Below are 13,178 nucleotides of genomic sequence, written 5' to 3'. Positions count from 1 at the left end.
ATATCTTCTATTCTTTCAAAGTCATTTCCTATTTCTTAAAATTTGTAAAAGTCCCTTAATATAATGTTTATTTAGGAAATCTACAAATCCCTGTATTGATTTACGATTTATTGCTCCTCTAGTTACCATAACCATTAATCTAAAGGGTTGATCATTTAGTGATTCTTTTACTGCCATTTCCATTGCTTTATCTCCACTTATAAATTTATATGCTTTTTTATTTATGGCAGATATAATTAAATCACCACCATAAGTATTTTTGATATCATTTATTGTAGAATTTGTAGTAAATGGATAAATTTCATTTGCAATAATTGGTAGTTCTTTGTTATATATATTTTTAAATTCTTCCTCTTTTGGATTTAGTTTGTTTTTATAGAATTCATAATAAGATGGAGATTTTGCTTTATAATCAATAGTTTTTACACTATTTCCTCTTTTATTTATTATTGTAGAAAATTTAATATTTCTACATGACGAACCAATACTTATGTCATATTGCCCTTCTTCAACTTCATATTGATAATTTTGAATATTATAATAAGCAAAACAATCTTCATCTAAAATAAAAGTTACTTCTTTACTTTCCTTAGGTTTTAAATTTATTTTTTTAAATCCTTTTAATTCTTGTTTTGCTCTAAATAATTTTGATGATAAACAAGAAATATAAAGTTGAGCTACTTCTTTTCCTTCCATCTTACCTGTATTAGTTATCGTTATGGATACTTCCATATTATTGTCATTATTATATTTTATTTTCATATTACTATATTCAAAAGTTGTATAAGAAAGTCCAAAACCAAAAGGATACTTTACATTAAGATGTGCACTATCAAAATATCTATACCCAACAAATATGCTTTCTCTATATTCAACATAATTATTATCTCCAGGATAAAATTGCATCACTGGATAATCTTCTAAGGTATTTGCATAAGTTTCACTTAACTTACCTGATGGATTTTTCTTTCCTAATAATAAATTTACTGTTGCATTTCCTCCTCTACAACCACTTAAATGAGTTAGTAAAATGGATTTAGGTATATGACTCCATGGCATTTCCATAACAGAACCACCTTGTAGTACTACTACTAAGTTTTTATTAATTTTGCTAATCTCATATACTAAATTATCATGAGACTTTGGTAATTTTAAATTTTTACGATCATATCCCTCTGCTTCATAATATTTAGGAATACCTATAAACAAATATACTATATCCTTATTTTTTGCCACCTCTATAGCTTCTTTTAGCAAAACTTCATCAATTTCATCATTTTCTAAAGAATATCCATCTGAATAATTTATATTACAATTATTATCTACAAATACATCATATGCATTATCTATAGTATTAGGGTTAACATATGAACTACCCAACCCTTCATATACAGGCTCTTTTGCAAGCCTTCCTATTATTCCAATTTTTTGTAAATTATTTCCCGGGAGAATGTTATTATCATTTTTAAGTAATACTGCACTACTTTCAGCTATTTCCTCTGCCAAATCAATATGTTCTTTAAAATTACATTTATATGGTATTTTTTTACCTTCCTTACACTTTAAAATTAGTTCAATTACTTTTGTAACAGACTTATTTAATATTTTTTCATCTAATTTGTTATTTTCTACAGCTTTTTGTAAAACTGTATAATAATCATCTTTATATCCAGGCATTTCTAAATTTAATCCATTATTTATACTAGGAATAATATCATTAACCCCTCCCCAATCACTAATAATACATCCTTTATAACTCCATTCATTTCTAAGTATATCTTGTATTAAATATTTACTTTCACAACAATACTGTCCATTTAGCCTATTATATGCCATCATTACAGACCAGGGATGAGCCTCTTTTATAGCTATTTCAAATCCTTTTAAATATATTTCTCTAAGAGCTCTTTCATCAATAATTGAGTTAATAGTCATACGATATTTTTCCTGATTATTTCCTGCAAAATGTTTTAAACAAGCTGCTACACCTTTACTTTGTATTCCTCTTATAAGTGATGCTGACATTTTTCCACTTAAATACGGATCTTCACTAAAATATTCAAAATTTCTACCACAAATAGGTAGTCTTTTTATATTAATTCCTGGACTTAAAAGTACTGCCACATCTTCTTTTCTACATTCCTCTCCTAATGCCTTTCCCATGCGATTTATTAATTCTTCGTCAAAGGTAGAAGCTAAAGCTGTAGCCGTTGGAAAACAAGTTGATTTTATAACTTTTGGACTCATAAACATAAAACTATCTGGATCCTCTTTTCTAAGACCATGAGGTCCATCACATAACATAATTGATGGGATATTTATTTCATCTATTCCAAATGAATGCCAAAAATCTACTCCACAACAAAATTTACACTTTTCTTCTAAAGAAAGTTTTTTGACTATGGAAGAAGCCTCTTCATACAAGTTCATATTCTCTCCCCCCAATACAACTAATTTTTTCTTATGTTATATCTTATGTTTATGACTATAATAGTTTGTTAAATTTATTTTTATGTACATATATAAAAGGGCTATTACAATTATTTTAATTTGTTATAACCCTTTTTATTTCTTAATCCATAAATTCAATTATTTTTACATTACTTTTGTTAATGGAAAAGTTACTTCCCAAGTCTCTACCAAATAAAACTAAAGATGGAACCGCATTTCCTTCATTAAAATCGTCCATCCAATCTATTAAAGATCTAAAATTTCTAACATTACTTTCTTCTACTATTCTTTCAAAATTATTTTTATATAGTATTCTTATCCTATCTTTTTTCAATTCTCTCATCTCCTAGCAACTTAACTAAATAATATTATAGTTTTATTTTTGCTATAACTCAATGATCTTATTAATATTACCAGTTTCACAATAATATAATCTGTGTAATAAGTTGATATAGCATATTATTAATAGTATTAACATAAGATAGTTTTACTTCATAAGTTAGAAGAAGATATAAAATTAATTTAGATGGAGGTTATTATGTCTGATTCTAATAAAGTTATTGTAGATAGTTTGTCTGCAAATATAGTTGATAAAAACTCAAAGGATAAAGTAATTTTAGTAGGAATTTTCCCTTATGAAAACAGTTCTTATAGTCAAAATCTTGAATTAGTTGTAAAACCTGAGGCTGGATATCCAGTTAATATACAATTACCTTATTCAGGTTATAATATGCAGCTATTTTGTGGAGATTTTACAAATGATAGAAAAGATGAAATAATGGTAAGAGGTAGTTTCGGTGGTTCTGGTGGATTTGAAATTGGAGTAATATACAAATTTGAAAACAATAAAATTAAAGAAATTTTTAATCAAGATGATATTTCAAAAAACAACCCTTGCAGTGCACAGTTTAAAGATAATTACAAGGTTCATGTAAGTTGTGGTGAAAAGAAATATTCTATTAATCTAGCAACTAGACCAAAAGATTATTTGGAGTTAGCTTATGATAAAGATGGAAAAGTACTTACTGGAGTGGAGGCTTATGTCGACGCTCCTAATGCGCTTTTTCCAATAAAAGACGTGGATAATAGTTACTATGAATTACTTATACAACAAAGAATTGTTGGCGTAGTTAATTCAGATACTTTGGGTATTATCCAAACCCTTTGTGATTTTTTAAATAATAAACCTAATGTAGTTACTAAAGGATTGTACTTTACCTTCAACTCTGATAACAAAGAAAGTTAGCAAAAAAATTCAAGGTTGAACTGCTACACAGTCCAACCTTTTTCTTTATTATATAATTTTAAACTTATTTATTCACTTTTAATTTAACAAAATTTATAATAAAAAATATTACTGATAAAATCATCATTGCATTTAAGTATGTATTTATACTACCTAAATCATTAGTTTGTTGTAAATTTTCTATACAAATATAAACCCATCTAGTTGGCATAAATTTTCCTATTACTTGAAAGTTTTCAGGCATTATATTATAATTCCAAAATATTCCACCCAACATACAACATGGAATTATTATAAGTATATTTAACATTGATGATGTATATCTACTTCTAGTAAAACTAACTATACACAAATTAAAACTTAGTGCAACAAGATTTAGTAACAGCATAACAATTAAGAAGTTTATACTATTTTTCATACCGAAATCTATATTAAAGATTATTAATATAACATAATATATTAAAATTGTCATGGAGGACATTATATAAAAAGCAACTATTAACGAGAGATAATATTTCCATTTACTAATTCCATGACTAAGTGTCTTAATTTTTGTTTTATTTCCTTCAGCCTTAATTAAAAAACTTGATATATTTCCAGCTACAATAAATATGATAAATATAATTAATCCCAATGAGCTTCCTATTTCTGGTCTTTTTTCATTAACATCATTTAAACTAAATATTGTGTTTTTATCATTGTAATCTTGGTTTATTTCTTTAAATTTATTTATATCTCCCTTGCTCATTTTTCCAATCATAGACATATCTTCACATTTCATATCTATCATGGATTGAACAACTAATTTCACATCATTTTCATTAATAGTTTTAATTTTTATTTCATTATCTTGTGAGTTTAGTAATTTATTTTGGAAATCATCATCTATAGTCACAGTCATTTGAATTTGCTGTGTTATTAATAAAATTTCAGAATCCTCTTCTTTTATTTTTATACTTTGAATACCTTCCAAATCATCAATAGTTTTTATTATTTCCTTAGACGAATAGGAGTTATCATTGTCTATTACACCTACTTTAAATTTATGCTCTCCTGTAAATTCAAAACTAAAAAATATGGCTATAAAGACAGGTATAATGATTCCAACTATTATATAACTTTTATTTTTCATCAATACTCTCATTGTATTTATTATTAATCTAATCAAAACTTCCACCTGCCTTTAGTTTTGATATTAAGTTTCCTAAAATGAGCATTAATACTGATAGGCTCAAGGCAATAAGTATGGAAATAATATAATATTTTGTTTTTATATTATAACTTAAGCTAAGTATAGATATGTTTGCCCAATAACTTGGCATAATTTCAGATAGAAAACTTGTAACTCTCTCTGACTTTACCAAATAAATTGGTACATAAGAACCGCCTAAAAACCCCATAATTATAATCAATGTATTATTTACCATATAACAAGTTTTTTCACTTGAGAAAATCATCGCCATAAATATTCCAAGTACAGAACTAAATATTGTAAGAGAAATTAATACTATAAAAGTATATAATAAATTTCCTCCCCAACTTACATTAAAAAACTTAGTGCTGACTATATAAACTATGATTATCTGTAAAGCACCTACAATTATTCCTAGAGCTATCTTTGATAATAATATATTGATTTTCTTTGTGTTAGGGATTTTAAGTCTTTTCATTGTATGTAAAAATTGCTCCTTATACATGGATATGGACGTAAGGTTGGATATGTATAAAATAATTAAAATAAGTTCTGCAAAGGTGTAATATGTAAAGGAGTTTACTGGTTTTTTATCTATATCTTCATCTTTTAACCCTATTCTAATTTCATAATCTAAAACATCTTTCATTTGTTGAGGATTTGATTTATAAATTGATTGTAGAAAAGTATATTTTTTCATATATTGTTCGTATAAATTTCTAAATACTATGCTTTCTTTACTCTCTTTTTTTTCATTTCTAAAATAATTAATATCATTATCATAAATATCCATAAAGCAAATTGCTTTGTTATTATTTACATCATTTGTTGCCTCTTTATAATTGTTTTTTTCTATAAACTTAACATTTGTGTTTTTTTCAAAATGAATCATAAAATCATAGAAACGTTGCAAGTCAACCTCGTTTTCAATTGGAGCATTTACTCTATAATATATAACCTTATTATTAAATATGCTTTTATTCATGCTCATAAATCCATTAAGGGATTGTCCCATTATAAAAATAAGTATTACTGGGAATATGAGCATGATAATTACGTTAATTTTACTCCTAAAAAACTGTTTAACTTCTTTTTTTATAAGAGTTGATAAAATCAAATTTTAACCTCCTTATTTGCTAATTTTTAGATTTTTCCCAATAAAATTTAAAACACTTTTTCATAAGTGTTAATATCATTCTATTTTTATATCCTATTAATATTTATGAATTTATAAAGTTATCTATTACTATCAAATTTGTAGATTCATTTAGTATAGTGACAATTATATTAGTGATATCATAATAAAAAACAAATTTATTATTAAAAGAATTATTATAAGTATTAAAAAAGTCCCTTATCATGATAAGGGACTTTGTATTTTATTTAATTCAAAATTCTATGCAGTAATATCTTTTGAATCAGATTTAGCATTAGAGCTATTTGATTTAACAAAGAATCCGATTGCTGATGCAATTAATACTGGTACTACCCAGTTAAATCCTAGTGAATGTAATGGTAAACTGTTTATCACTGGAACTTTAACTCCAAAATCACCCATTATATTTAATACACTCATCAATAATGCTGTATATGTTGCAAATTTAAATATATTATCATTTTTAATATATTGTCCTAATAAAGTAAATATTACTAACACTATTGTTGGTGGGTAAATTACTGTTAATATAGGAGCTGAGAATTTAATTATTGTACCAACTCCAAAGTTAGAAACTACTAAACTAAATAGACATACTACAATTACTATTGTTTCATATTTTATTTTATTATTTGAAAGGTTTGAAAAATATTGACCAGTTGCAGATGTTAAACCTATAGCTGTTGTTAAACAAGCAAGAGTTACTATTATTCCTAGTATAACTTTTCCTGGGAATCCTAATAACATCTCTGTTATAGAAACTATTAACCCAGCTTGTGATACATTTGAGTCAAACATAGTTGATACTGTTGCACCAAGGTAAGTAAGACCACCATAAACTATAAATAATCCTGCTGCTGCTATTAATCCTGCTTTAAATGTTATACTTATTTTTTCTTCTTTTTCTGTATATCCCTTATTAGCTATAGTTGTAAATATTACAGCTGATAAAGATACTGCTCCTAGAGCATCTAATGTTTGATATCCTTGGAATATCCCTTCAGAGAATACACCATCTATAGTTGCTGGTTGTATACTTCCTAAAGGATTAAATACTCCCATACCTATTAATACTAATAAGGCAACCAAAAGTGCTGGTGTTAAATATGATCCGATTATGTCAACAACTTTTGATGGTCTTATTGTTAATAATAATGTCACGCTGAAGAATATTATTGAGAATATTATTGAACTAAAACCACTAAATATTGGTTGAACCCCCATTTCAAATGTTGTAGCTGCTGTTCTTGGTATAGCAAGAAGTGGTCCTATACAAATCATTATTGAACATGCTAGCACTAGAGCTATTTTGTGGCCTGCTCTTGAAAAAATTCTACCAACGTCTCCATCACATTTTGCTATTGCAAGTATAGCTAAAAGAGATAAACCTACGTCTGCTAATATAAATCCTGTGAAACCAGTTAACCAACTACTTCCTGTCATAAGTCCTAAAAATGGTGGGAAGATTAAGTTACCTGCTCCGAAAAACATTGCGAACAATGCAAAACCTGTTATTATAATATCTTTATTCCTTTTATTCATTGCGACCTCCTAATTTAAAACCATATTTCGTTTTATAAAAGTATTATATACGACATCTATTTGAATAGTCAATATAATTATAATTTTCTGTATATTCAAATTATAAAACTCATATTAAAACTGAATATTTATTCAGAAAATAGAGTAATTTTCAGAAAATTTAGATTAATGTTTATATTCTAAATTATTTATATATTATTTTTCGATTTTTTCCACAAAAAAAAGACTTAGCAAAATTTCTAAATCTTTTTTTTAACATATTTTCATTATAACATAATAATTTTGACATTCATAATTATTTAATATATATAAATCCTTTAGTAGATTTCACTTCTATTTTCTTTCCTAAATATATTTCTAATGCATCAGAATATTTTTCAAAGTCCGATTTTCCAAGGCCTATAGGACACCATATTTTGTAAACGTTTTCTTCTTTTTCTAAAGTAGTTTCTACCACTGTCGGATATTCTTGATCTTTATTACAAAGTCCCACTTTGTTAAAAAATATATCCAATGGTTCCTTTTTTTCTTCTTTTTTTGTAAATGCGCTGACTATAATTTCTAAAGTACCCCAAATTCCATCAAATATAATTTGAAGTAAATTTCCATCACTACTCATTAAATAATATCCCCCCTTACAAATTATCATGAAATATTCATGGTAATTTTTTCTATATTTCTAAATATTCACAATATACTTTCTTTTAAATTTTAACAATTATTGGAAAGTGATCTGAGTAGAATACTTGGTCAATTTCATAGCATTTTATATCTACTATTGAACTTATAAAAACATAATCTATCCTGGAAGTTTTAAATGTTGGATAAAAATCTTTACATAAATACTGAGCTACATCTTTATAAGAGCCTAAACTAATGTTTTTTTCATTAAAATCTCCACAAATCACAATATCTTTTTTCTGACTTTTAGCAAAATCTAAAATTTCACTTATTTGTGTCTGTCTTTCTTCTATATCTAATCCTAAGTGAGTATTTATAATGATTTTGTCATCTATGTCTATACTCAATAACCCTCTTTGTTCTGTTTTGCTACTTAGCAATATATGTGAGCTATAATTTATTTTATTTTTACTTAATATACATATACCAAATTTCATTTTTCTATTATTTACATGCAATCCAAATACACCATCCATATTTAATAATATTTTCATAAGTTTAAATTGATAATATAAAACTTCTTGAATACAAATAACATCACAATCTAAAGATTTTAAGTAGCCTATAAGTTGAAATAAGGTGATTCTTCTAAACTCATCCATTCCCTTATGTATGTTATAACAAATTAGCTTCAAATTTTTCACCTCCTAATCATAGACTTATTACAAAATAATATTCATAAGATTAAATAATTATCCTTTTAAATTTTTTCATAATAAAAAGAAGACAATTAATTTGTCTTCTTTAATATATACACTTAATTTACAAATTAAAACCTAAAGTCTCTTTCACCACTTGTAATTTTTATCAGTCTTTCTTCTACTATTTCTCTAACTTTATCTTTAGGTATTTTTTTAACTTCTTTTTTAATTAAATTTTCACCAGATTCTTTTGTAGATTCTGATGCATAGTCTTCTAAGTACTCTTTTAAGGTCATAATAGCATTAGGTTGACAACAATTGGCTATTTGACCATTTTTACATAGAGCCATAAATCTATCTCCTGTTCTTCCCTCTCTATAACAAGCAGTACAGAAACTTGGTATATAGTTCATATCTAGTAACCAGTTTACAACTTCATCTAAAGTTCTATCATCATCCACATCAAATTGAGCACTTGTAATTTCTTCTTTTATTCCTTCTGCTCTATCTGCATATCCTCCAACACTTGTTGATGATGCCCCACTTATTTGTGACACTCCTAAATGCAATACTTTTTCTCTAGTTTTTTGAGATTCTCTTGTTGAAACTATCATTCCTGTATAAGGTACTGCTAAACGAATTATTGCCACTATTTTTTGGAATATTTCATCTGATAAAGCTTCTGGGAATTCAGATACGTCTATATCATCAGCTGGGCGAAGTCTTGGTACACTTATTGTATGTGGTCCCACTCCAAATGCAGCTTCCAAATGTTCTGCATGCATTAATATTCCTACTAATTCATATTTATAAGTGCTAAGCCCATATAACACACCTAAGCCTACATCATCTATTCCAGCCTCCATGGCTCTATCATGAGCTTCTGTATGATAATCATAATCATGTTTTGGACCTGTTGGATGGAGTTTCTCATAAGATTCTTTATTATAAGTTTCTTGGAATAGTATATATGTACCTATACCTGCATCTTTCAATTTTTTATAGTTTTCTATAGTTGTAGCCGCTATATTTACATTTACTCTACGAATTGCTCCATTTTTATGTTTTATACTATAAATAGTATCTATAGATTCTAATATATATTCTATTGGATTGTTTTTTGGATCTTCTCCTGCTTCTAAAGCAAGTCTTTTATGACCTAAATCTTGTAATGCTATTACTTCCCTCTTTATTTCTTCTTGAGTTAATTTTTTTCTAGCTATTTTTTTGTTTTTTAAATGATAAGGACAGTATACACATCCATTCACACAATAATTTGATAAATACAATGGGGCAAACATTACAATACGATTTCCATAAAATCTTTTTTTAATATCTTCAGCCATTTTAAACATTCTTTCAATTAATTCTTTATCTTCACATTCAAGTAAAACTGCAGCTTCTCTGTGAGTTAATCCTTTTGCTCTATTGGCTTTGTCTAATATTCCTTCAATTAATTCCTTATTTACTTTATTTGATTTTGCATACTCTAAACTTTCTAAAATCTCATCATGATTGATAAATTCTTCTGCCTTTTTCGATTTTGGATCATAAACCATATTATTTCTCCTCCTAAAAATGTTTTTTGCTGACAAATTAGAAGACACGTATTATTAAGCACAAAAAACCTTCGCCCACTGCGAAGGTTATCATAAACTTAATATATCACTGTCTTTTTACTTAAGATTGGTCTTAGTAATCAGACTAATTTCATATTATGATTACCTTCCCCCTCAGATGATACTTTAGGGTCAGCCTAATTAAATAATAGCACTTTTTACATATTTTAGGTTGTTTTTGTTAGATTTTTAAATAAATAAAGCACTCCTCATATTTCTATGGGAATGCTTTATTTATCTATTTACATACATAATTTCTTTTTGATACTTCGTAGTTTGAATACATTGAATCTTTTGTTACATCTGCCTTTATATTTAAAAAGTCTGGAAGTAATATCTTTCCATTTTGATCTGTAGCTTCTATTTCTAATATTCCATACTTTTTATCATTGTTAAATACGTCTAATTTGAAATATTGATTTTCATATACGAAACAGTGACGAGTCTTTATTATTGTAAATAATTGGTTATCTATTTCAGATAAATATGTTAAGTATAACTTATCACTTATTTTCTTTTCTTTTCTAAAGGTTCTATAATTATTAACTCTTTCTTTTTCAGTATAGTAATATGAATAATTTTCTCTATTTCCTATTTGTCTAATCCTTCTTTCAACATTTGAATTAGAGGATTTTAAGTAATGCTGAACTATATCCATTTTTTCTGAAGTATTTATTATATTATCTATGTCAATATTCTCAACATCTACTAAGTATTTACGTATAGTTCCCGTTGGCATATGTTCATCTAAATCATTATATATTTCTTTTAATACTCTTTCTACTTTTCCTTCAAAATCTGTAGAGTTATCAAATATTCTTAAACGAGGATGACCCACCCAAGCGTTTAATGTTAATTCATCTATTTGCCTTGCATCTTCTAATGATTCACTTCTAGCTGCATTGTTAGCTAATGTGTAATGTTCTTCCGCTCCATTAGCAGTTGTTACTAAATGTAATACTAAATCATATCTATCTATTAATTCATTTTCAGTTGTTCCAAATTCATCTAATATTGCTTCAAACTCTTCCTTTGATACGTAGGCTTTATTGTCTAATAGACCTCTATCATAAAGTATTATTATCTTTTCAGAATCCATTTCTTTAGCTGCTTTTTCATAAACTTCTTCTTTTTTAAATTGAAGATTCAAAAGGTAGTCCTGGAATATGAACATATTTTCCTTACCACCAAGTGGTGAAACTCCACCTCTGATTAATTCTGTTGCTGTTTCTGAAACTATTAAAACTTTATACCCTTTTTCTTTAAAAGTATTCTCTATCAAATTAAGCATTGTACTTTTCCCAGAGCAAGGACCTCCAGTTATTACAATTTTTTTTATAGCTTTCATGTTGGTTCCTCCAATATTGTCAAATATCTTGTCAAATTTATATATAAAACATTTTCTGTTTTTGTACTCTTAAAAAACGACACTTTTCTATTATATTGCATTTTTGTAAAAAGTGAATAGTTTTTTGTTTCCAATTTTATTATTCATATTAATATAATTTCTCTACATATATTATTCTTTATAATTTTCTATAATTTATTATCATATTTACTACTTATAATTATAAATTATCTACCTATTATATAACCTATAAACATTAACAATTAAAAACCTTGAATTTTTCAATCCAAGGTTTTTATTATTTTAATTTGTATTATTGTTTTGATTTTATTAACTCTTCAACTTCTTTAATTTGTGGCATTGAACGTATAGCACCTTTTCTTGTTGTTACTATTGATGCAGCAGCACTAGCAAAAGATATCATTTCTTTTATATTTTCTTCATTTAAATCATTAATATCATTATCTATTAAATATCCTAAACAACTTCCACAGAAAGTATCACCTGCCCCTGTTGTATCAATTGTTGTTTCTTGTAAATATGCTTCTTGCTTAATCTTTAAATCTTTATAATAAGCTGTACTTCCTTTACTTCCTTCCGTTACTAATATTAGCTTTATTTTGTATTTATTTTTTATTATTTCTACAGCTTTATCTATATCATTGCATCCTGTTAAGAATTTGGCTTCTTCATCTTCTATTTTTAATATATGACATACTGAACATCCAAAATCTATTTGTTCTCTTGCATTATTTAAGTCATCCCATAATAATGGTCTTAGATTGGGATCAAATGATATAAGTTTATTTTCACTTTCAGCTTTTTTTATGGCTGCTTTCGTTGCTTTTCTTGCTTCTTCATGAGTCATTGATAATGTTCCAAAATGGAATATCCTCGTATCCCTTATTAAATCAAATTTAACATCATTTATATTTAGCATCATGTCGGCTCCTGGCTTTCTGTAAAAGGAAAAACTCCTTTCTCCATTTTCATCAGTATTAACAAAAGCTAGTGTTGTATTCACATGCTCATCAAATACTAAACCAGTGGAATCTATACCGACTTCATCTATTGTGTTCTTTAAAATTTTTCCAAAAGCATCTTGTCCTACTTTTCCTATAAAAGCAGTTTTCTTATTCATTTTATTTAACATTGCTAATACATTACAAGGAGCTCCACCTGGATTTGCTTCATATATATTATTTCCTTGTTCACTACTTCCATTTAAAGTAAAATCTATAAGTAGCTCCCCAAGTGCAACAACATCATATTTCATTTTTTAATTCCTTCCTTAATATATAT

At 26.7% G+C, this 13,178-nt stretch carries 11 protein-coding genes; 1 reads left to right on the top strand and 10 read right to left on the bottom strand.

The window, feature by feature from the left end:
* Positions 1-21: 21 nt before the first annotated feature.
* Together TVTCOM_RS03595 and TVTCOM_RS03590 are read right to left on the bottom strand one after the other, a co-directional pair.
* The gene (locus TVTCOM_RS03595) at positions 22-2,430 is read right to left on the bottom strand and encodes a beta-glucosidase (RefSeq protein WP_434798482.1); all 2,409 of its coding nucleotides are present in this window, start codon (positions 2,428-2,430) and stop codon (positions 22-24) included.
* Positions 2,431-2,572: 142 nt separating this feature from the next.
* Positions 2,573-2,785, bottom strand: coding sequence for a hypothetical protein (locus TVTCOM_RS03590; protein ID WP_434798481.1), 213 nt, complete (start codon positions 2,783-2,785; stop codon positions 2,573-2,575).
* 204 nt (positions 2,786-2,989) lie between these two features.
* Here TVTCOM_RS03590 and TVTCOM_RS03585 point away from each other — a divergent pair, with 204 nt between their 5' ends.
* The gene (locus TVTCOM_RS03585) at positions 2,990-3,697 is read left to right on the top strand and encodes a hypothetical protein (protein ID WP_434798480.1); all 708 of its coding nucleotides are present in this window, start codon (positions 2,990-2,992) and stop codon (positions 3,695-3,697) included.
* Between the two features lie 64 nt (positions 3,698-3,761).
* Here TVTCOM_RS03585 and TVTCOM_RS03580 read toward each other — a convergent pair whose 3' ends face one another.
* From TVTCOM_RS03580 to TVTCOM_RS03545, 8 genes are all read right to left on the bottom strand, one after another.
* Positions 3,762-4,874, bottom strand: coding sequence for an ABC transporter permease (locus TVTCOM_RS03580; protein ID WP_434798479.1), 1,113 nt, complete (start codon positions 4,872-4,874; stop codon positions 3,762-3,764).
* Entirely contained in the window at positions 4,858-6,006 is a 1,149-nt protein-coding gene (locus TVTCOM_RS03575; protein WP_434798478.1) for an ABC transporter permease, read from the bottom strand. The genes TVTCOM_RS03580 and TVTCOM_RS03575 overlap by 17 nt, the downstream gene beginning before the upstream one ends.
* Before the next feature lie 279 nt (positions 6,007-6,285).
* Complete coding sequence (brnQ, locus tag TVTCOM_RS03570; RefSeq protein ID WP_434798477.1) at positions 6,286-7,587, bottom strand: branched-chain amino acid transport system II carrier protein; 1,302 nt, start codon at positions 7,585-7,587, stop codon at positions 6,286-6,288.
* A 295-nt stretch (positions 7,588-7,882) separates the two neighbouring features.
* Entirely contained in the window at positions 7,883-8,206 is a 324-nt protein-coding gene (locus TVTCOM_RS03565) for a hypothetical protein (protein WP_434798476.1), read from the bottom strand.
* Between the two features lie 85 nt (positions 8,207-8,291).
* Positions 8,292-8,903, bottom strand: a complete 612-nt coding sequence (locus tag TVTCOM_RS03560) for an endonuclease/exonuclease/phosphatase family protein (protein WP_434798475.1) — start codon at positions 8,901-8,903, stop codon at positions 8,292-8,294.
* 134 nt (positions 8,904-9,037) lie between these two features.
* Complete coding sequence (hydG, locus tag TVTCOM_RS03555) at positions 9,038-10,468, bottom strand: [FeFe] hydrogenase H-cluster radical SAM maturase HydG (RefSeq protein WP_434798474.1); 1,431 nt, start codon at positions 10,466-10,468, stop codon at positions 9,038-9,040.
* A gap of 298 nt (positions 10,469-10,766) precedes the next feature.
* Complete coding sequence (locus tag TVTCOM_RS03550; RefSeq protein WP_434798473.1) at positions 10,767-11,876, bottom strand: AAA family ATPase; 1,110 nt, start codon at positions 11,874-11,876, stop codon at positions 10,767-10,769.
* 313 nt (positions 11,877-12,189) lie between these two features.
* Positions 12,190-13,152, bottom strand: a complete 963-nt coding sequence (locus TVTCOM_RS03545) for a carbohydrate kinase family protein (RefSeq protein WP_434798472.1) — start codon at positions 13,150-13,152, stop codon at positions 12,190-12,192.
* Positions 13,153-13,178 lie beyond the last annotated feature (26 nt).

Source organism: Terrisporobacter vanillatitrophus, assembly GCF_051148895.1.
GTDB lineage: Bacteria > Bacillota > Clostridia > Peptostreptococcales > Peptostreptococcaceae > Terrisporobacter > Terrisporobacter vanillatitrophus.
This window is presented reverse-complemented; position numbering and strand designations above follow the sequence as displayed.